The sequence below is a fragment of the Angustibacter luteus genome (assembly GCF_039541115.1).
GTDB lineage: Bacteria > Actinomycetota > Actinomycetes > Actinomycetales > Angustibacteraceae > Angustibacter > Angustibacter luteus.
Genome location: NZ_BAABFP010000005.1, coordinates 472831 through 492451 on the forward strand (window position 1 = coordinate 472831; position 19621 = coordinate 492451).

23 protein-coding genes are annotated in these 19621 nt (G+C 71.9%); 14 read left to right on the forward strand and 9 right to left on the reverse strand.

Features of this window, described 5'->3' with window-relative positions:
* Positions 1-17: 17 nt before the first annotated feature.
* Both ABEB17_RS11365 and ABEB17_RS11370 read left to right on the forward strand, forming a co-directional pair.
* Positions 18-584 carry a hypothetical protein gene (locus ABEB17_RS11365; RefSeq protein ID WP_345716807.1) on the forward strand — a complete coding sequence of 189 codons (567 nt, stop codon included), beginning with the start codon at positions 18-20 and terminating at the stop codon, positions 582-584.
* Positions 581-1249 (forward strand): RES family NAD+ phosphorylase, encoded by a 669-nt coding sequence (locus tag ABEB17_RS11370; protein WP_345716808.1) that lies wholly within the window; start codon positions 581-583, stop codon positions 1247-1249. Before ABEB17_RS11365 ends, ABEB17_RS11370 begins: the two co-directional genes overlap by 4 nt.
* Before the next feature lie 8 nt (positions 1250-1257).
* On the opposite strand, the gene ABEB17_RS11375 is transcribed toward ABEB17_RS11370, so the two are convergent.
* Both ABEB17_RS11375 and ABEB17_RS11380 read right to left on the reverse strand, forming a co-directional pair.
* Positions 1258-2364 (reverse strand): hypothetical protein, encoded by a 1107-nt coding sequence (locus ABEB17_RS11375; RefSeq protein WP_345716809.1) that lies wholly within the window; start codon positions 2362-2364, stop codon positions 1258-1260.
* The gene (locus ABEB17_RS11380; protein ID WP_345716810.1) at positions 2361-3050 is read right to left on the reverse strand and encodes a histidine phosphatase family protein; all 690 of its coding nucleotides are present in this window, start codon (positions 3048-3050) and stop codon (positions 2361-2363) included. The genes ABEB17_RS11375 and ABEB17_RS11380 overlap by 4 nt, the downstream gene beginning before the upstream one ends.
* A 62-nt stretch (positions 3051-3112) precedes the next feature.
* Between ABEB17_RS11380 and ABEB17_RS11385 the strand changes: the two genes are divergently transcribed.
* Together ABEB17_RS11385 and ABEB17_RS11390 are read left to right on the forward strand one after the other, a co-directional pair.
* Positions 3113-4123 carry an SMP-30/gluconolactonase/LRE family protein gene (locus ABEB17_RS11385; protein WP_345716811.1) on the forward strand — a complete coding sequence of 337 codons (1011 nt, stop codon included), beginning with the start codon at positions 3113-3115 and terminating at the stop codon, positions 4121-4123.
* The gene (locus ABEB17_RS11390; protein WP_345716812.1) at positions 4123-4743 is read left to right on the forward strand and encodes a GNAT family N-acetyltransferase; all 621 of its coding nucleotides are present in this window, start codon (positions 4123-4125) and stop codon (positions 4741-4743) included. The genes ABEB17_RS11385 and ABEB17_RS11390 overlap by 1 nt, the downstream gene beginning before the upstream one ends.
* Here ABEB17_RS11390 and ABEB17_RS11395 read toward each other — a convergent pair.
* Positions 4703-5377 (reverse strand): DNA alkylation repair protein, encoded by a 675-nt coding sequence (locus ABEB17_RS11395; RefSeq protein ID WP_345716813.1) that lies wholly within the window; start codon positions 5375-5377, stop codon positions 4703-4705. The genes ABEB17_RS11390 and ABEB17_RS11395 overlap by 41 nt on opposite strands.
* A gap of 64 nt (positions 5378-5441) precedes the next feature.
* Here ABEB17_RS11395 and ABEB17_RS11400 point away from each other — a divergent pair, with 64 nt between their 5' ends.
* The 5 genes from ABEB17_RS11400 (at position 5442) to ABEB17_RS11420 (ending at position 9468) form a co-directional block, all read left to right on the forward strand.
* Complete coding sequence (locus tag ABEB17_RS11400) at positions 5442-7619, forward strand: MMPL family transporter (RefSeq protein WP_345716814.1); 2178 nt, start codon at positions 5442-5444, stop codon at positions 7617-7619.
* Between the two features lie 15 nt (positions 7620-7634).
* Positions 7635-8114: a hypothetical protein gene (locus ABEB17_RS11405; RefSeq protein WP_345716815.1), complete on the forward strand. Its 480-nt coding sequence runs from the start codon at positions 7635-7637 to the stop codon at positions 8112-8114.
* 83 nt (positions 8115-8197) lie between these two features.
* Entirely contained in the window at positions 8198-8665 is a 468-nt protein-coding gene (locus ABEB17_RS11410) for an SRPBCC family protein (RefSeq protein WP_345716816.1), read from the forward strand.
* Positions 8662-9009 (forward strand): ArsR/SmtB family transcription factor, encoded by a 348-nt coding sequence (locus ABEB17_RS11415; protein WP_345716817.1) that lies wholly within the window; start codon positions 8662-8664, stop codon positions 9007-9009. The genes ABEB17_RS11410 and ABEB17_RS11415 overlap by 4 nt, the downstream gene beginning before the upstream one ends.
* A 15-nt stretch (positions 9010-9024) precedes the next feature.
* The gene (locus ABEB17_RS11420) at positions 9025-9468 is read left to right on the forward strand and encodes an SRPBCC family protein (RefSeq protein WP_345716818.1); all 444 of its coding nucleotides are present in this window, start codon (positions 9025-9027) and stop codon (positions 9466-9468) included.
* Between the two features lie 183 nt (positions 9469-9651).
* Here ABEB17_RS11420 and ABEB17_RS11425 read toward each other — a convergent pair whose 3' ends face one another.
* From ABEB17_RS11425 to ABEB17_RS11435, 3 genes are read right to left on the reverse strand one after another with little or no spacing between them, the layout of a single operon-like run.
* Entirely contained in the window at positions 9652-12012 is a 2361-nt protein-coding gene (locus ABEB17_RS11425; protein ID WP_345716819.1) for an ATP-binding cassette domain-containing protein, read from the reverse strand.
* Between the two features lie 56 nt (positions 12013-12068).
* Positions 12069-12479, reverse strand: coding sequence for a VOC family protein (locus ABEB17_RS11430; RefSeq protein WP_345716820.1), 411 nt, complete (start codon positions 12477-12479; stop codon positions 12069-12071).
* Positions 12480-12484: 5 nt separating this feature from the next.
* Entirely contained in the window at positions 12485-12934 is a 450-nt protein-coding gene (locus ABEB17_RS11435) for a helix-turn-helix transcriptional regulator (protein WP_345716821.1), read from the reverse strand.
* A 63-nt stretch (positions 12935-12997) separates the two neighbouring features.
* On the opposite strand from ABEB17_RS11435, the gene ABEB17_RS11440 reads away from it, so the two are divergent.
* The 4 genes from ABEB17_RS11440 to ABEB17_RS11455 all read left to right on the forward strand — a co-directional run bounded on the left by ABEB17_RS11440 (position 12998) and on the right by ABEB17_RS11455 (position 16316).
* Positions 12998-13717 (forward strand): alpha/beta fold hydrolase, encoded by a 720-nt coding sequence (locus ABEB17_RS11440; protein WP_345716822.1) that lies wholly within the window; start codon positions 12998-13000, stop codon positions 13715-13717.
* Between the two features lie 5 nt (positions 13718-13722).
* Entirely contained in the window at positions 13723-14757 is a 1035-nt protein-coding gene (locus ABEB17_RS11445; RefSeq protein WP_345716823.1) for a PHP domain-containing protein, read from the forward strand.
* Complete coding sequence (locus ABEB17_RS11450) at positions 14747-15235, forward strand: GNAT family N-acetyltransferase (protein ID WP_345716824.1); 489 nt, start codon at positions 14747-14749, stop codon at positions 15233-15235. The genes ABEB17_RS11445 and ABEB17_RS11450 overlap by 11 nt, the downstream gene beginning before the upstream one ends.
* A 97-nt stretch (positions 15236-15332) precedes the next feature.
* On the forward strand, positions 15333-16316 hold the full coding sequence (locus tag ABEB17_RS11455) for a pirin family protein (protein ID WP_345716825.1): 984 nt from the start codon (positions 15333-15335) through the stop codon (positions 16314-16316).
* Between the two features lie 3 nt (positions 16317-16319).
* On the opposite strand, the gene crcB is transcribed toward ABEB17_RS11455, so the two are convergent.
* From crcB to ABEB17_RS11470, 3 genes are read right to left on the reverse strand one after another with little or no spacing between them, the layout of a single operon-like run.
* A complete protein-coding gene (gene crcB, locus ABEB17_RS11460) occupies positions 16320-16694 on the reverse strand; it encodes a fluoride efflux transporter CrcB (RefSeq protein ID WP_345716826.1) in 375 nt (124 codons plus the stop codon).
* Entirely contained in the window at positions 16691-17203 is a 513-nt protein-coding gene (locus tag ABEB17_RS11465) for a fluoride efflux transporter FluC (protein WP_345716827.1), read from the reverse strand. The genes crcB and ABEB17_RS11465 overlap by 4 nt, the downstream gene beginning before the upstream one ends.
* Entirely contained in the window at positions 17203-18012 is an 810-nt protein-coding gene (locus ABEB17_RS11470; protein WP_345716828.1) for a class I SAM-dependent methyltransferase, read from the reverse strand. Before ABEB17_RS11470 ends, ABEB17_RS11465 begins: the two co-directional genes overlap by 1 nt.
* 166 nt (positions 18013-18178) lie before the next feature.
* On the opposite strand from ABEB17_RS11470, the gene ABEB17_RS11475 reads away from it, so the two are divergent.
* Positions 18179-19591 carry a D-alanyl-D-alanine carboxypeptidase family protein gene (locus ABEB17_RS11475; protein WP_345716829.1) on the forward strand — a complete coding sequence of 471 codons (1413 nt, stop codon included), beginning with the start codon at positions 18179-18181 and terminating at the stop codon, positions 19589-19591.
* The last annotated feature ends 30 nt before the right edge of the window (positions 19592-19621 follow it).

The following is a 19621-nucleotide window of genomic DNA, read 5'->3' on the forward strand; positions in this document are numbered from 1 at the left end:
TGCGGGACAGTGGTGGGGTGACGAGAGCCCCGCAGACCACCCATCGGACCGCGCAGGCCTACCGGCGTGCCGTCCTCGCGGCGGTCGATGCGGCCGTGAGCGAGAGACTGCGCGAGGTCGAGGTCCGCGGTGGCAGCCCGGACGACCTGGGCGAGCCGGCCGAGCTGGCCGAGCGGATGGCGGCGACCTTGCCGAGCGCCGCACACCCACTGGACGTCGAGCTCGGCCCGTTCTACGACACCACGGGTTTGTGCGCCTGGTGGGCGGTCAGCCGCCAGGCCCTGTCCGACCGGGTTCGCCGCGGCACCCTGCTCGCCTGTCGCACGGCCGACGGCCACCTGGTGTACCCGTCGTTCCAGTTCGCCAAGGACGGCACCGTGCGGGCCGGCATCGTTGATGCCGTCTCGGTGTTCTCCCGGCACGGCGTCGACGGCTGGACGGCCGCGGTCTGGTTCACCACGCCGTCGCCCGCCTTCGACGGCGAGAGCGCGGTGGACCACCTGGTCGTGCACCGTTCGTCGGCCGCCGCGGTCGCCCGCGTCGTGGGTCAGGCCCAGGCGGACGTCGCCACGTGGGCGGCGTGACTCCCGGTCGTGAGCAGCCGGGTCGCGAGGAGCCTGCCCAGCAGGGGCCACCCGGGCACCTGACGGCGTTCCCGGCGCACCGGCTCAGCCCGACGTCGCCGCTCTACCGCGCCCACCAGCGCGACCGAGGTCCCTGGTGGTTCGCCAGCGGGGGCGGCCGGTTCGATCTCGTCGAGCCGCGGGGCACCTGCTACCTGGCGACCACGGCGTCCGCGGCGCTGCGGGAACGGCTCGGGCCGGTGCTCGCCCGACGTGCGACGGTTCCGGCGTCCACGTTGGACGGGGTGGTCGTCTCGACGCTGCGGCCAGGCGCCGCGTCGTCGTCCGAGCTGCTTCGGCTGGCGAACCTGCGGTCCTCGCGCGCCGCGGAGTTCGGCGTGACCCGCGAGCTCGAGTCGATGACCCCCTACGACGTCCCCCGTCGATGGGCGAGCGCCTTCGACGCCGCGGGCTGGGGCGGCATCCGGTACGGGCCGCGGTTCAGCCCCGGCGGGGCCAGCGCCATCGCCCTGTTCGGGCCGGCCGGGGAGGACGCGAACCGTCCGGTCGATCCTGAGCCGGTGGCCGCCGACGGCCTCACCCGCGCGCCGGCCACGGTGTCGCTGCCGCAGCGGGCCGAGCTGACCGTGATCGCGCCGCCGCGTCGGGGCGGCCGCACCCGCTAGTGCTGCGGTCAGTCGCTCTCGATGAGCCGGCGGGCGACCTCGCCGTAGTCCTCGCCGTCCGCGATCTCGACGAGCTGCACGGGCTTCAGCCCGGAGCCGCTGATCGCCGCGACCAGCTCCTCGTGCTCACTGCGGGTGCTCGCGCCGTGCAGGATCACGGGGTGGCCGGTGGCGGCGTAGCCCTGGACGACGGACAGCGCGATCCGCTGGCGCAGGGCCGGGTCCGGCCGGCCGGCCGTGCCCCGGACCGCCCGGTCGAACAGGTCGGTCCGAACGACGGCCGCCCGGGTCAGCCGGGACGCCAGGCGCTGGGCGACGAGCCCGGTGCCGTTTCCGTGCAGGACGAGGATGCCCGGCCACGGGACGGCGGGCAGGTCGCCGGGCTGCTCCGGCTGCGGCTCCGACTCCGCCTCGTTGACCTCGTCGGACAGCTCGGCCTGGTCGGAGGACTCGGGTTCCTCCGCGCGCTCGGCCTCGTCTGACGTGGCGAGCTCGTCAGCGGGCTCGCCCTCGTCAGGGACCCGCGCCTGCGGCTCGTCGTCGAGCTCCTCCAGGGCCTCGTGGGCGAGCGCGGCGAGCTGGTCCAGTCCGGACAGCTCCTCGGGCTCGACCTCCTCGGGTGCTGCCGTGGCGGCCTGCGGGTCCTCGGTCGTGCCCGCCGCGGACTCGGGGGCGTCCGCTCCCGGGACCGCGGGGGCGGGGACGATCTGCCGCATGGGCGCCACCACGGCACGGGACTGCTCACGCAGCTCGCCGTCGCGTCCGGTCCACCACCACGAGAAGACGAGCTTCTGCTCCTGCGGCGTGATCACGAGGCCGACTCGCTGGGGGCCGACGCTGCCGAACACGCCGGCGTCGCCCTCGCGGAAGAGCATCACGTCGTCGCCGCCGTTGGAGGTGGCCGCCAGGGTCACCACCTCGCCGGTGCGGGCGAGCCGCGCCGACTCCGCGTGTTGCAGTCCGCCGCCCGGCGACCACGCTTCGTAGTCGAAGGTCAGCGACGCATCCGACTGCGCGATGAGCGCGACGCGCGCGACGAAGCGGCTGCCACCGGGGCCTTGGCCCTCACCCCAGTAGACGCCGGGGGCGGCGCTGAGGTGGTCGAGGACAGTCACAGGTCATCTCCACGGCGGTCGGGCGTGGTCGGGGTGGGGTCCACCATAGGTGCTCCGACCCTTGCCGCAGAATCCACCCCGCCGCCACTAGCCAGGTCGGGTGAACGCAGGTTCCAGGAGTGGATCGCCGGAACCTCGTGCAGGGTTCCCAGGATGGCGACGCCCGCCGGATCGAGCTCGAGGTGGGCGCCGAGGGCGGGCTCTGCGCCCAGCCAGGACGCGGCCAGCACCCGCAGTACGTGCCCGTGCGCGACCAGGACGACGTCACTGTCGGTGATCATGGGCCGGATCCGGTCCAGCACACGGTGGGTGCGGGTGGCCACCTCGGCCAGGGTCTCGCCGGGCGTGTCGCCCGGCACGACGCCGTCGGCGAAGACGTGCCAGGGCTGACCGGTGCGCTCCCGGATCTGGTCCGTGGTCAGGCCCTCGTAGCCGCCGTAGTCCCACTCCACGAGGTCGTCGTCCAGGTGGACGTCGGTGAAGCCCGCCAGCTCCGCGGTGCGCCGCGCCCGCTGCAGCGGGCTGCTGAGGACGGGGACGTCGCCCAGGGACCCGGCCCAGTCCCGCAGGTGGCGCGCCTGGTCCTCGCCGGCCGCGGTCAACCGGACGTCGGTTCGTCCGGTGTGCCTGCCGGCAGCCGCCCACTCCGTCTGCCCGTGCCGGACGAGTACCAGGTGGCCTGCCATCCCCGGATTGTCGCGCACCGGAGCCGCCCGTGCGCAGGGTGGTCTGTGGCAGGCTGCGGGCCGTGACCAGCACCTCCCCGCGACCGTCCCTGCGGCCCGTGCGGTGGACTCCGCCCAGCTGGCCGGAGCGGGCCCGGTCGCGGACGAGCTCGCCGCCGCTGGCCGGGGTTCGCGTCCTGCCGCTCCCCGGCTCCGGACCTGAGGACGTGCTCTGCACACCGGACGGCTCCGTGCTGACCGGGCTGGTCGACGGCCGGATCCTGCAGGTGAGCCCGGCCGGTGCGCTGGTCGAGGTCGCCCGCACGGGTGGGCGTCCGCTCGGACTCGAGTGGCTCCCGGACGGTCGGGTGCTGGTCTGCGACGCGGTGCGCGGCCTGCTGGCGCTGGAGCCGTCGTCCGGTCGGCTCGAGGTGCTCGCGGACGGCGTGGACGGGGAGCGCTTCGCCTTCTGCAACAACGCCGCGGTCGCCACCGACGGCACGATCTACTTCACCGACTCCTCGCGCCGCTTCGGGGTGGGCACCTGGCGTGGCGCCGTCCTCGAGCACGCCGGTGACGGGCGGCTGCTGCGACGGACGCCGGACGGCGCGGTCGACGTCGTCCGCGACGGCCTCGAGTTCGCCAACGGCGTCGCGCTGTCGGCGGACGAGTCCTGGGTCGCGGTCGCCCAGACCGGCGGGTACACCCTGGAGCGGGTCGACGTCCGTGGCGACCGACAGGGCGAGCAGGAGCGCTTGGTCGACCTGCCGGGCTTCCCGGACAACATCGCCACCGGCAGCGACGGCCTCATCTGGGTGGCGATGGCCTCCTCGCGAAACCGGTTGCTCGACCGGCTGCACCCGCGCCACCCTCGACTCCGGCACGCGGTGTGGGCCGTGCCGCAGCGACTTCAGCCGGGACCGGACCGGATGGCCTGGGTCATGGCCTTCGACCCGTCGGGGGCGCTGGTGCACGACCGGCAGGGTCGCGTCGACGGCTTCTTCATGACGACCGGTGTGCGAGAGCAGGACGGAGTGGTCTGGATGGGCAGCCTGGCGGCCAGCGCGCTGGCCTGGTTCGAGCTGGGGGAGTGATGACGGGGGAGCGGCAGCCGGCTCGGCTGCGCGAGCACTTCCCGGTCACGACACCGCGCCTGCGCCTGCGGTTGTTCGAGGAGCGCGACCTGGACCCGCTCCTCGAGATGCAGTCCGATCCGGACCTGGTGCGCTACGTGCCGTTCGGGGTGCGCTCGCGCGCGGAGGTGCGCGAGGCGCTCGACCAGCGGCTGGCCTCGCCGCCGATGGACGGCGACGACCAGGTGATGCGGCTCGTCGCCGAACGGCTGGACGACGGCGAGTTCGTGGGCGAGCTCACGCTCTTCCTGCGCAGCGTCGCCGACCGGCAGGGCGAGCTCGGCTTCATGATGCGGCGCAGCCAGCAGCGGCAGGGCTTCGGCTCCGAAGCCGCCCGGGCGGTGCTCGGGCTGGGCTTCGACTGGCTGGGCCTGCACCGGATGATCGGCCAGTGCGACCCGGCCAACGACGCGTCGTCCGCCCTCATGCGCGGCCTCGGTATGCGGCAGGAGGCGCACCTGCGCGAGTTCGAGATCTTCAAGGGGGAGTGGGGCGACCTGCTGGTGTTCGCGATGCTCGAGGACGAGTGGCGGGCCGCTGTCACAGGTGCTTCAGGGCCTCCCGCCGCGACAGCGGACTGAGCTGCTCGTCCCGTTCGACCACGAACCGGCGCACCCAGTCGGGGTCCGTGCGGGCGTACTGCCGCAGCGCCCAGCCGATCGCCTTGCGGATGAAGAACTCGCGGTCGTCGAGGTTCGCGTCGATGGCCACGGTGAGCAGTGCCAGGTCCGTCGACCCCTTGCGCCCCAGCTGGCAGATGATGCTGGCGCGCCGCAGCCACCGGTCGTCGTCCGTCGTCCACGACACGACCAGAGGGCGGACGACGTCGGGGTGGGCGGCCAGGGTCGCGCCCACCCGCTGGGACACCTCGTCGACGTGGTCCCACCACGCGCCGGTGGTGATCATCTCCGTGTGCAGGGGGAGCAGTTCCAGCTGCCCCACCGCCGGTCCCAGGCCGGTCAGCGCGGTCGCGGCGTAGCGCTCCTCGCGGTAGTCCGCCTCCCGCCACAAGGTGCTTGCTGCCGCCTGGATCTCTTGCAGCACAGGCGGTGCCGCCCGGGTCGTCTCGCGAACCACGCCACGCAGCACGGGCATCCGGACACCGAGGTAGGGCATCTCCGACTTCATGTACCGCTGCATCCCGGCGGCGCGCTCCGGTTCGGCGACCGCGCGCAGCCGACGTCGGATCTGGTCCACCAGCTGCTTCGAGCCCACGGCTCCAGCCTGGCACGGTGGGTCGAGATCCGGTGGCGTGGCCACTTTGGGTAGCGTTTGCGGCATGTTTGCAGCCCTGGGTCGCCTGGTCTCTCGTCGTCCGTGGTTCGTGGTGCTGGCTTGGGTGATCGCGGCCGTCGCGATCATCGCCACCGCGCCGAAGCTCTCGTCGACCACCGACGAGTCGGAGTTCCTGCCGAGCCACTACGAGTCGATCCAGGCCATCAACCTGCAGGCCAAGGCCTTCCCCAGCCAGAACCAGACCGGCGCGATCCTCGTGTTCGACCGCAAGGACGGCCAGCCGCTCACGGACGCCGACTCCGCCACGGTCGCGGACGTCAGCAAGCAGCTCGACGCCAAGCTGGACCCGCCGTTCGAGGGCGTCGTCGTGCAGCCGCCCTCACAGAACAAGGAGGTCCAGCTCGCCGTCGTCGGGCTCGAGAAGGGGGCGAACGGCTACGACCAGCAGGCGATGGACGCCGTGAAGTCGCTGCGCTCGGACCTCAAGGAGCTCACCGCGGACACGGACCTGCGGGCCGGCGTGACCGGGCCGGCGGCGCAGAGCCTGGACTCCCAGGAGGCCTCCAGCAATGCGGAGGCGATCGTGGGCATCGCCACGATCCTGCTGATCCTGATCCTGCTGCTGATCATCTTCCGCAGCCCGATCATCGCGCTCATGCCGATCATCGTGATCGGCATCGTGTCGCAGGTCGCCACGGGGTTGATCGCGTTCGCCAACAACGCGTTCGACCTGAAGGCGGACTCGTCGATCCAGGTCATCCTCATCGTGGTCCTCTACGGCATCGGCACCGACTACATCCTGTTCTTCCTGTTCCGGTACCGGGAACGGCTCCGCGAGGGGGAGGAGAGCAAGAGCGCCGTGGCGCACGCGGTGGAGCGAGCCGGCGAGGCGATCGCCTCGGCCGGTGGCGCCGTCATCGTCGCGTTCATGGCGCTGGTGCTGTCGTCCCTGAGCATCTTCCGATCGATCGGCCCGGCGCTGGCGATCGCCGTCGCGGTGGCCGTGCTAGCGTCGCTCACGCTCGTCCCGGCGCTGGTGTCGCTGATGGGCACCAAGGTGTTCTGGCCGTCCAAGGCCTGGCAGAAACCGCCGAAGTCGGCCCGCTTCGGCGCGATCGGCCGGTCGCTGGGGGCGCACCCGGCGCGCTACGCGATCCTGTCCGGCGGTCTGCTGGCGGCGCTGGCCGCGTTCGCGCTGGGCTTCTCGCCGACCTTCGACCTGTCCGACACCGGTGTGCCGAAGACCGCCGAGTCGTCGGTGGCGACCCAGACCCTGCAGAAGGGCCTGCCGTCGGGTGCCACGGACCCGACGGTCGTCATGCTGCGCTCGACCGACGGTTCGCAGCTGACCCCCGACGAGCTGAGCGCCTTCTCGGCGGACCTGTCCGGGGCGGAGGGGGTCGCCTCAGTCGGTCCTGTCCCGTCGGCCCAGACCGGAACGCTGTCGCCGGACGGGACGACGGCGATGTTCACCGCTGTGCTCGACCACGACCCGTCGTCCGACGAGGCGCTGGCCGACCTGCGCGGACCCATCCGGACCACCGCCCACCAGGCTGCACCGGACGGCACGCAGGCGCTGGTCGGCGGGACGACGTCCGTGTACGTGGACCTGAAGGCCGCGATGAACCGGGACTACTCGATCGTCTTCCCGGTCGCGGCTCTCGTGATCATGCTGATCCTGGCACTGCTGCTGCGCAGCCTGGTCGCGCCGGTGTACCTGATGCTCTCGGTCGGTCTCGGCTTCGGGGCCACGCTGGGAGCGGCGGTGATCGTGTTCCAGCACCTCGGCGGACGCACGGGCCTGATCTTCCTGCTGCCCATCTACATCTACCTGTTCGTCGTCGCCCTGGGCACCGACTACAACATCCTGATGATCGCCCGGCTTCGCGAGGAGGCCCGGGCAGGCCGCGACCCGAGGGCGGCCGCGGCGGCAGCCGTCCAGTACGCGGGGCCGACCGTGGCCGCCGCCGGGCTGATCCTGGGCGGCACGTTCGCCTCGCTGATGCTGGGCGGCAACGCGCTGCTGACGTCCATGGGCTTCGCGATCTCCTTCGGCATCCTCGTGTCGGCGTTCGTCATGGCCATGTTCTTCACGCCGTCCCTGACCGCCCTCATCGGGCACGCCGCCTGGTGGCCCGGCCACGGCGACGAGACGGCGGCGCAGCACGACGCCCGCGTCGCGGGGGACCAGCAGGCCCTCTCCGGCGCCGAGCAGAGCTGATCGGGGACCGGCACCGTGGAGGCGTTCGTCGCGTGGTGCGGGTTCTTCGGCGCCTGGTTGCTGGTGGCCGGCCCGATCTACCAGGCGGCCCTAGAGCTCCAGGAGCAGGACCTCGAACGGGACCGGATCCACGACGTCAGCCAGGCCGTGCCCAAGCCGCCGCAGGTGTCGGTCTGGTGGTGGCTGGTGCCACCGGTCCGGTACGTGCTGCACCACAAGCAGGAAGAGCGCTACCGGCAGGCGGTACTGCGGGCGCTGAGCGCAGAGGACCGCGAGGCGTTCGTGCAGTTCGTGAACAAGGCCACGGGCTGGTTCCTGGTCGCCGGCGGCGCGTCGCTGCTGGCGCTGAAGGAGACGTGGGAGCTGCGCGAGCACTACGAGTGGCCGGTCGCCGCCTTCTGGGTGCTCGCCGCGGTCATGGCGGTGCTGGCCGCCAGCTACACGGTCGGGCGGATCCAGCGCACCGAGCGGATGCTGGCTCGCTCCACGGGCTGATCCCTTTCTGCAACTGATGGTTGCGCGTCCGTCGAGGATCGGCTAACGTCACCTGCAACCAAACGTTGCAGAAGGTGGCGAGCATGGAACACGGAACGATCGAGCGAGAGATCCACATCGACGCCTCACCGGAGGTCGTCTTCGACGTGGTGAGCAGCCCAGAGCACCTGCGCGAGTGGTGGCCGGACGAGGCGGAGTACCCGGCGGTGCCCGGGGGAGCAGGGCGCATCGGCTTCGGGGACTTCTCGCAGGGCGAGGGCACCTGGGTGCAGTTCGTCGTCGTCGACGCCGAGCCGCCCCGGCTGTTCTCGTTCCGGTGGACCCATGACGAGGGGGAGTCGGCCACGCCGAGCAACTCGCTCCTCGTCGTCTTCACGCTCGAGCCCGTCGCCGGCGGCGGGACGCTGCTGCGGATGACCGAGAGCGGCTTCCGTCAGCGGGGCTGGGACGAGGCGAAGGTCATCGCCCAGCACGCCGACCACGTCAGCGGCTGGGACCACTTCCTGTCCCGCCTGCCGGCGTACGCCGCACAGGTCGGCGCGCGCACGTGAGCGTGCTCGTCGACGACGACCTCTGGTCCGCGGTGGGGGACCCGACGCGTCGCCGGATGCTCGACCAGCTGCTGAGCGACGGCAGCGGGACGGCGACCAGCCTGAGCGAGCACCTGCCGGTGACCCGTCAGGCGGTGTCCAAGCACCTCGTCGTCCTGGACCGGGTCGGCCTGGTGCACGCCACCACCGCCGGTCGCGAGCGGCAGTACCGCGTCGACCCGGCGCAGCTGGCCCGGGCCGTCGCGCAGCTCGCCGACGTCGGGGCCACCTGGGACACCCGCCTGCAGCGCATCAAGCGGATCGCGGAGACGATCCAGCGCGGCAACACCGAGACCGACAAGTAGAGAAGGGAGACGGCTATGGCAGACATCCTGCACCGCATCGGCGTCGAGCAGTCCTCGCCGAAGGAGGTGTACGACGCGCTCACCACCCTGGAGGGACTGTCCGGTTGGTGGACGGAGAAGACGACGGGAGAGACCGCCGTCGGCGGCGTGATCGAGTTCCGGTTCACCCCGGGCGACATCTCCATGAAGGTCGTGGACCTCGACCCCGGCCGGCTCGTCCGGTGGGAGGTCGTAGACGGGGCGCCGGAGTGGATCGGCACCACGGTCGAGTTCGACCTGCGCCAGGAGGGCGACTACACGATCGTGATGTTCAAGCACGAGGGCTGGCGCGAGCCGGTCGAGTTCATGCACCACTGCAGCACCAAGTGGGCCACGTACCTGATGAGCCTCAAGCAGCTGGTCGAGAGCGGGGACGGTGCTCCGGATCCGCGCGACCAGTGGATCAGCGACTGGCACTGAGCGGGGAGGGCTGGTCGGTGCTCACCTTCGCCGGAATGACATAATGTTCATTATCGGCGTTACGCCAGGCGCACCACGGCTCACTTCCGGCCCCGTTCCCGATCGTGGCAACCTCGCACCGTCCGTGATGCGAGGTTGCCACGATCTGCTGCGTGCGGTGCGTGCGGTGCGTGCGGTGCCGGATCAGCGGGCGACGTACGCGGCAAGGTGCTCGCCGGTGAGGGTGGAACGCGCGGCGACGAGGTCGGCGGGCGTGCCCTCGAAGACGATGCGGCCACCGTCGTGGCCGGCGCCGGGCCCGAGGTCGATGATCCAGTCGGCGTGCGCCATGACGGCCTGGTGGTGCTCGATCACGATCACCGACTTGCCGGAGTCGACGATTCGGTCGAGCAGGCCGAGCAGGTTCTCGACGTCGGCCAGGTGCAGACCGGTGGTCGGTTCGTCCAGGACGTAGACCCCGCCCTTCTCGCCCAGGTGGGTGGCCAGCTTGATCCGCTGCCGCTCACCGCCGGACAACGTGGTGAGCGGCTGGCCGAGGCTGAGGTAGCCCAGCCCGACGTCGGCGAGCCGTTCGAGGATCCGGTGTGCGGCCGGGATCTTGGCCTCGCCGTCGGAGAAGAACGCCTCAGCCTCGTCCACTGGCATCGCCAGGACCTCGGCGATGTTCATGCCGCCCAGGGTGTACTCGAGCACCGCCGCTTGGAACCGCTTGCCCTCGCACTCCTCGCACGGCGACTCGACGGTGGCCATGACACCCAGCTCGGTGTAGATGACGCCCGCCCCGTTGCACGTCGGGCAGGCGCCCTCCGAGTTGGAGCTGAACAGCGCCGGCTTCACGCCGTTGGCCTTGGCGAACGCCTTGCGGATCGGCTCCAGCAGCCCGGTGTACGTCGCAGGGTTGCTGCGCCGCGACCCGCGGATCGCGCCCTGGTCGATCACCACCACCCCTTCGCGGTCGGCGATCGAGCCGTGGACCAGCGAGCTCTTCCCGGACCCGGCGACACCGGTGACCACGCAGAGCACTCCGAGCGGGAGGTCGACGTCCACGTCCTGGAGGTTGTGGGTGGACGCGCCCCGTACCGCCATCGCCTCGGACGACGAGCGCACCGACTCCTTCAGGGTCGCCCGGTCGTCGAGGTGGCGACCGGTGACGGTGTCACTACCCCGCAGCCCGTCCACAGTGCCCTCGAAGCAGACGGTGCCGCCGTTGATCCCGGCTCCGGGGCCGAGGTCGACGACATGGTCGGCGATCGAGATCGTCTCGGGTTTGTGCTCCACCACGAGGACCGTGTTGCCCTTGTCCCGCAGCTGGAGCAGCAGCTGGTTCATCCGCTCGATGTCGTGCGGGTGCAGACCGATGGTCGGCTCGTCGAAGACGTATGTGACGTCCGTGAGCGCTGATCCGAGGTGGCGGATCATCTTGGTGCGCTGGGCCTCTCCCCCGGACAACGTGCCGGCCGGCCGGTCGAGCGACAGGTAGCCCAGGCCGATCTCCGTGAACGAGTCAAGCAGGTGCTGCAGGCCCGCTAGCAGCGGGGCTACGGACGCGATGTCCAGGCCTGCCACCCAACCCGCCAGGTCGCTGATCTGCAGGGCGCACAGGTCGGCGATGTTCTTGCCCTCGACCTTCGACGACAGTGCCTCCTGGGTCAGGCGGGTGCCGTCGCACTCCGGGCACGTCTGGAAGGTGATGGCCCGCTCGACGAAGGCGCGGACGTGCGGCTGCATGGCGTCGAGGTCCTTGGAGAGCATCGACTTCTGGATCTTGGGGATCACCCCTTCGTAGGTCAGGTTCACCCCTTCGACCTTGATCCTCGTGGGCTCGCCGTACAGGAGCTTGTCGAGCTCGCGCTTGGTGAACGACGCGATCGGCTTGTCCATCGGCAGCCCGGCGCCGCTGAAGATGCGCCCGTACCAGCCGTCCATGCTGTAGCCCGGTACGGTGAGCGCCCCGTCGGCGAGGGACTTGCTGTCGTCGTACAGCGCCGTGAGGTCGAAGTCGCTCACCGAGCCGTGCCCTTCGCAGCGCGGGCACATGCCACCGAGGTAGACGGCCTCGCGCACCGTCTTCCGCTCGACGCGGCCACCCTTGTCCGTGCTCATCATCCCGCTCGCCTTGCGCGTGGGGACGTTGAACGAGAACGCCGTCGGCGGGCCGACGTGCGGCTCGCCCACCCGGCTGAACAGGATGCGCAGCATCGCGTTCGCGTCGGTGGCGGTGCCGACGGTGGAACGCGGGTTGGCGCCCATCCGCTCCTGGTCGACGATGATCGCCGTGGTCAGGCCGTCCATGACGTCGACCTCGGGCCGGGCCAGCGTCGGCATGAAGCCCTGCACGAACGCGCTGTAGGTCTCGTTGATCATGCGCTGCGACTCCGCGGCGATGGTGCTGAACACCAGGGAGCTCTTGCCCGACCCCGAGACGCCGGTGAACGCGGTCAGCCGTCGCTTCGGGAGCTCGACGCTGACGTCCTTGAGGTTGTTCACCCGCGCGCCCTGCACCCGGATCAGGTCGTGGCTGTCGGCACTGTGGGCCTTGCTCATGTCTGCTCCATCGTGTCGATGTCCGGCTGCTCAGCGCAGACAGCCTGCCACGAAGATCAGGGCAGTTCCTGGATGCGCACCAGGTTGCCTGCGGGGTCCCGCACGGCGCAGTCGCGGACGCCGTAGGGCTGCTCGGTCGGCTCCTGGACGATGTCGGCGTCACTCGCCTGCAGCCGCTCAAAGGCACCGTCGAGGTCCCTGGTGGCCAGCAGGAGCGAGGCGTAGGTGCCCTTGGCCATCATCTCGACGATCGTCTGGCGCTCGTCGTCGGTGATGCCGGGGTCCACGGCCGGCGGGTGCAGCACGATCGACGTGCCGGGCTGGTCGGGCGGCCCGACCGTCAACCAGCGCATCGTGCCGCTGCCGACGTCGCCCCGGACCTCGAAGCCGAGGGTGTCGCGGAAGAAGGCCAACGAGGCCTCCGGGTCGTCGTGCGGCAGGAAGCTCGCGTGAATGGTGATGTCCATGGTCGTCAGGCTAGATGCGGTGCGGCGACCGGCGCTTCTCGATTCCTGACCGGTCTCGTCACCTGCTTCACCACGCAGTGCGGCATCCCGGCGGTGGCGTTGCCCACCTCGCGCCGGTAGGTGCTGGGCGGCATGCCGACGAGCTCGGTGAAGCGGGTGCTGAAGGTGCCCAGGGACGAGCAGCCGACGGCGAAGCACACCTCCGTCACGCTCAGGTCGCCGCGCCGCAGCAGGGCCATCGCCCGCTCGATGCGTCGCGTCATGAGGTAGGAGTACGGCGACTCCCCGTACGCCAGGCGGAACTGGCGGCTGAGGTGACCGGCGGACATGTTGACCCCGCGGGCCAGCGCCTCGACGTCCAGCGGCTGGGTGTACTCGCGGTCCATCCGGTCGCGGACCCGGCGCAGCAGCGCGAGGTCGCGCAGGCGCTGGGCGGCGACGGGGCTGATGCTCACCGGCAAAGCGTGCCACGACTGCTCGCCTCGCGACTGTCGGTGGCTGTCCCTAGGTTGGCGGCCATGAACTCGACCCCCATCATCCTGGTTCCTGGTTACTGGCTCGGCGCGTGGGCGTGGGACGAGGTGGTCGCCGCGTTGAGCGCGGACGGTCACGCCGTCACCGCGCTGACGCTGCCCGGGCTCGAGTCGCCGGACGCGGACCGGTCGTCCGTGACGCTGGCCGACCACGTGGACGCGATCTGCGCGGCGGTGTCCGACGCCGGCCGGCCGGTCGTCCTCGCCGTGCACAGTGGTGCCGGCACCCCCGGTTACGCCGTCACCGATCGGATCCCCGAGCAGATCGCGGCGATGGTGTACGTCGACACCGGCCCGGGGGTGGCCGAGCCCGATCCCGAGGCCGCGCAGCACGATCTCCCCATGCCGGCGCCGGCCGAGCTGGCCGAGAACGAGAACCTGGACGGGCTGTCCGCGGAGCAGCTCGCGACCTTCCAGGAACGGTCGGTGCCCGAGCCCGGCGGGGTGGTGCACGGGGCGTTCGAGCTGACGAACGACGCGCGCCTCGACGTGCCGAGCACCCTGGTCTGCACCGGGTTCAGCTCCCAGGAGTACAAGGAGGCGGCGGAGGCCGGCTACGCGTTCCTGGCCGGGCTCAAGGACCTGCGGAAGGTCACCTACATGGACCTGCCGACGAGCCACTGGCCGATGTGGTCGAAGCCGGCCGAGCTCGCCGCCATCATCGGGGAGGTTGCCCGGGGCGCCGCTGCGGGTACGCAAGACTGAGCCCCGTGGATCCACTGGGAGCTCTGCGCGAGATCGCGTTCCGCCTCGAGCGGGCGCTGGAGTCGACGTACCGCGTGCAGGCGTTCCGCACCGCGGCCGCCGTCGTAGCCCGGACGGAGCCGGCCGAGCTCGCCGAACGTCACCGGCAGAAGACGCTGACCGAGCTGAGCGGGATCGGCGACCGGACGGCGACGGTGATCGGCCAGGCGCTGGACGGTCGCACGCCCGCGTACCTGGAGGACCTGCGCGGCAAGGCCAGCCCGCTGCCGGAGCTGGACGACGACGGCGCGCAGCTGCTCGCCCGCCTGCGCGGTGACCTGCACAGCCACTCGGACTGGAGCGACGGTGGTAGCCCGATCGACGAGATGGCCCGGACGGCGGCCGAGATGGGCCACGAGTACCTGGCCCTGACGGACCACTCCCCCCGCCTGACCGTGGCCAACGGGTTGTCCCCCAGCCGGCTGCGCAGGCAGTTCGAGGTGGTCGACGAGGTGGGCGCCCAGCTCGCGCCGTTCCGGCTGCTCAAGGGCATCGAGGTCGACATCCTGGACTCCGGCGCGCTCGACCAGGAGCCTGAGCTGCTGGAGGCGCTGGACGTCGTGGTGGCCTCCGTGCACTCCAAGCTCCGGATGGAGAGCGCAGCGATGACGCGACGGATGGTGGCGGCGATCGCGAACCCGCACACGGACGTGCTTGGCCACTGCACGGGCCGGTACGTCACCAAGAACACCCGCACGGGCAAGCCACGACCGCCGTCCGACTTCGACGCGGAGATCGTGTTCGCCGCGTGCCAGCAGTTCGACGTCGCGGTCGAGATCAACTCCCGACCCGAGCGCCTGGACCCGCCCCGCGAGCTGCTGCGGCTGGCGGTCGAGGCCGGCTGCCTGTTCAGCATCGACACGGACGCGCACGCGCCGGGTCAGCTGGACTGGCGGGCCTACGGCGTGGAACGCGCCGTCGCGTGCGGCGTCCCGGCGGACCGGATCGTGACGACCTGGCCGCTCGACCGGCTGCTGGAGTGGACTCGTCGTGCCCGCTGACCCGGCTGCGCAGGCGGCCGGGCTCCTGTTCCGGGCCGCGACGGCGGACGACGTCGCCGACGTGGTGGCTCTCATCTACGACGACGAGATCGCGGCCTCCCGGGAGGCTGCACCCGGTGCTGGCCTCGAGGAGTCCTACCGGACCGCCTTCGCGCTGATCGAGGCGAACCCTGACGACCTGCTCGTGGTCGGCGTGCTGGACGGCCGGGTCGTGGCGTGCGCGCAGGTCACCCTGCTGCACCACCTGTCCCGGCGGGGTGGCACCCGTGCCCAGGTCGAGTCCGTCCGGGTGGCCACGCACCTGCGCGGCCGCGGTGCCGGCGGTCAGCTCATGGGATGGATCGAGACGTACGCTCGAGAGCACGGCGCCGCCCTGATCCAGCTCACCACGGACAAGCGTCGCTCCGCCGCCCGGCACTTCTACGAGGGGCTCGGGTACACCGCGTCGCACGAGGGCATGAAGCGGGCGCTGACCTGACCCGCTCCCCCGGGACGACGTCCCGGGAATTCCGGGGTGGCGATGCAGGTTGTGGCATGCGATAGTTGAAGACGCAACTAACTAGCAGGAGGCCACCGTGCCCGCCGTCACCGTCCCCGACATCACCGTCCTGTCCCGCATCGACGCGGTCGACCCGCAGACCAGCACGGAGCGTCCGGTCAAGAGCCTGACCAGCGCACCGAGCGGGTTCGAGGGTGAAGGCTTCCCGGTGCGGCGCGCCTTCGCGGGCGTCGACCTCACCGAGCTCGACCCGTTCATCCACATGGACCAGATGGGCGAGGTCGAGTACGCCCCGGGTGAGCCGAAGGGCACGGCCTGGCACCCGCACCGAGGCTTCGAGACCGTCACGTACATCATGGACGGCACGTTCGACCACCAGGACTCGCACGGGGGCGGGGGGCGGATCACCAACGGCGACACCCAGTGGATGACCGCGGGCAGCGGACTTCTCCACATCGAGGCGCCGCCGGAGGAGCTCGTCGTCAGCGGCGGTCTGTTCCACGGGATCCAGCTGTGGGTGAACCTGCCGCGTGCCGACAAGTGGGCGGACCCGCGCTACCAGGACCTGCGCGGCGGCGACGTCGGCCTGCTGACGACGCCGGACAGCGGGGCCCTGATCCGAGTCATCGCCGGTGACGTGGCGGGTCACCGTGGGCCGGGCAGCACGCACACGCCCATCGCACTGGTGCATGCCACCGTGTCCCCCGGTGCTCGGCTCTCCTTGCCGTGGCGACGGGACTTCAACGCCCTGGTCTACGTCCTGGCCGGCCAGGGCACGGTCGGCAGCGACCGGCGACCGATCCGCAAGGGCCAGCTTGTCGTCCTTGGCGCCGGCGACCACCTGCAGGTGGATGCCGCGACCAGCCAGCCCCTGGCCGAGCCGAACCTGGACGTCCTCGTCCTCGGCGGGCAGCCGATCCGCGAGCCGCTGGCCTGGGCGGGCCCGTTCGTGATGAACACGCGCGACGAGGTCATCCAGGCGTTCGAGGACTTCCAGGCGGGCAAGCTCGGCACGATCCCATCGGTCCACGGTGCGCCCACCACGTTGACCGAGGCCTGACCGTCAGGACCACAGGGCGGTGGCCGCCGCGAACCCGACCGCGACGGCCGCCAGCCCGGTGGCCAGGCTGGCGCCGACGTTCGCCGCGGCCCGCCACCACTCGCCGTCCTCCGCCAGCCGCCACGTCTCGAAGCTGAACGTCGAGAACGTGGTCAGCCCACCGCACAGGCCTGTTCCCAGCAGTGGCAGCAACCAGTCCGGCGCGTCGGTACCGCGGGCGGCGCCGGCCACCGTGCCGAGCACCAGGCACCCCACCACGTTCACGACGTAGGTGCCCCACGGGAACGGGCCGCGCCGGCGCGCCGTCACCACCTGGTCGATGACGTAGCGGGCGACCGCCCCGGCCGCTCCCCCGGCAGCGACCAGCACGAGGGTCACGACTCCTGCCCGGCCGAGAGGTCCGGACGTCGGCGGTGCACCCCAGCGGCCACCGACCGGCCGATCCACACGCCGGCCCCCACCGCGGCCAACCCCAGGACCACCGAGCCGAGCAGGTAGCCGAGGGCGAGAGTGCCGTCGCCGTCCGCGAACAGGTCGCGGCTCTCCAGGGCGTACGTCGAGAAGGTCGTGTAGCCGCCGAGGACGCCGATCCCGAGGAACGGTCGCGCGTACCGGTGGGGCCGCCAGACGTCGAACACCAGAACCATGAGCAGGCCGATCAGCGCCGCCCCGCTCACGTTCTCCAGCAGCGTGCCCCAGGGGACCTCGCCGGGCCGGGTCGGGAACGCTTGCGACAGCGACCACCGCGCAACACTGCCCAACGCACCACCGACGGCGATCGCCGCCAGGACGTCCCAGTGCCGCGGGTGCAGCACGTGCCGGGCCGCCGCCTGGGCGGAGTCCGGGTCGACCGGCAGCGGCGGGGGGACCCACGGTTGGCCGCCCATCAGGCACTCCCGGCCCGTCGGCGGGCCACCAGCATCCACATCGCTGCGATGTCGCGGTACGGGTCGCGGTCGGCGACGGCGAGCTCGAGCCGCTCGAGGTCCGCCGCGAAGTCGGGGTCGTGCTTGCGCTCGTCGTCGGTGACCAGGTGGTTGACGCACAGGACGCCGTAGCGCTGGACGACGTCAGCGCCGGCGCGCTCCAGTGCGGCCGCCGCCTCCTGCCAGGTGATCCGCCGCACCGCGTGGTCGAACGTCACGGTGTGCACGGTCGGGGCGCCCAGCATCGCCAACGCCGCGGCCGGGTCGAGGTCGCGGACCGCGGCGCGCAGGACGTGCATCACGGGGTTGGTGGCGATCACGCTGACCAGACCGCCGGGGCGCGCCGCGCCCACCGCAGCAGCGAGCACGTCGGCCAGATCCGGGCAGTACTGGATCACGTTGTGCAGCAGGACGACGTCGTTGCCCTCGGGCAGCAGCCGGCGGTCCCCGACACCCGCCATCACAGCCGCGACCGCAACCCCCCGCTCCCGGGCACGCCGCTCGGCGAGGTCGAGCATCGCGCGCGAGGAGTCCGCGACGGTGACGTCGTGTCCGGCCACGGCGAGCGGCACGGAGTCGGCGCCATCACCCCCGCCGAGGTCGAGGACCCGCTGAGCGCTCTCTGCCGGGCCGAGGTGCCGGTCGAGGAGGTCGCCGACGAGCCGGTACCTCAGCCGACCCCAGGGACTGTCCTGCCAGGCCGTCCACGCGTCCATGTGGGTGTCGAAGACCTCCGGCGTGGCGGGCGAGGGACCGGGCGATGCACTCACAAGACCGCTCCTCTGCGAGGCTCAGCAACCCCAGGCGTCCCACGGGTTACGGCCGGACGGCGAACTGGCAACCAATCTCAGCAGACACCTCGCCGCACCCCTCCCCCGGGGTTACTGTCGAGAGGCGGGTTGGGGCGTCCGTCCCCGACCCCGGGAGCAGTGTGTCGTGACTCGGCTGGTGCAGGGCCAACGCGGGATGCGGGCGGCAGTCGCCGTCCCGGTGACCGCTGTGCTGGCCGCCCTCGCCCTCGGGCTCGTCGGTGCCGGTCCCGCCAGCGCCGACCCGACGACCCCGACCAGCACCCCCACCGGCACTGCCACGCCCACCCCCACGTCGACCGTCCCCTCGACCGCCTCGCCGACCGCACCGTCGTCGACCAGCTCGTCCACGCAGCCGGCGACGCCCAAGCCCACAGGGCCGTCGGCGACGGGGACGCCGGCCGCGACCGCGACGACACCGCCGGCCCCCAAGCACGACGACGAGGGGCCGCTCACGGCCGAGCAGGTCCGCGCCCAGCTGGCCCAGGCCGCCGCGCTGGCCGCGCAGCGCCGGGCGACCGACGCAGGGATGCAGGCCGCGCTGGAGCAGCTGCAGGCCGTCGGCCAGCGCATCTCCACCGCGCTCGACACCCTCGGGCAGGCCAAGATCGCCGAGCAGGAGGCGCAGCGCGTCCAGACGATGAACGACCAGCTGCTGACCCGGGCCAAGGGTGAGATGACCATCCAGCAGGACGCGCTCGGTCGCTGGGCACGCGACACCTACGCCACCGGTGGACCGATGGGCGCCTACGAGTCCTGGCTGCTCGCGTTGGAGTCCGGCTCGACAGCGGACGTGGCGCACAACCTCTCCGTCCTGGAGCAGATCGGCATCGCCGGCAGCCAGGCGCTGACCCGGCTGCAGTCCGCGGTCGACGTCCAGGCCGAGGCCGCTCGCCAGTCGGCGCTCGCGGCCGCGCAGGCGCAGGCGGCACGGGCGCGGGCCGCGGGCGCGGTGCAGACCCTGAAGTCCCTGCAGGACCAGGCCCGGCTGGCCACCGCGCAGCTCCAGGTCCAGCAGGCCAAGCTGCTGGGAGCCGGGTCGCTGGACGCCAAGCAGCAGGCCAACCTGAAGGCCGCCGAGGCGGTCGTGAAGGCGCTGGGCGGTCGACCCGTCGCCGGCCAGTGCGCGGGCCTGCCCACCGGCCGCTACCCCAACGGGACCATCCCGGCCGCCGCGCTCTGCCCGGTATGGGGCGCGCCCGGCAAGCTGCTGCGGTCCGACGCGGCCGCGGCGATGGGCAGGCTGTCTCGGGCCTACGCCGCCGAGTTCGGCCGTCCGCTGTGCATCACCGACTCCTATCGCACGCTGGCCGAGCAGGTGCAGGTCTTCGCGACCAAGCCCGCGCTGGCCGCCAAGCCCGGGACCAGCAACCACGGCTGGGGCACCGCGACGGATCTCTGTGGCGGCGTGGAGTCCTTCGGCACCGAACAGCACGCGTGGATGCTCGCGCACGCCCCGCTGTACGGCTGGTTCCACCCGAGCTGGGCGGGCCCGGCCGGGTCGCGTCCCGAGCCCTGGCACTGGGAGTTCGCCGGTTGACCGGCCGCGAGAGCGTCACCTCCCAGTAGC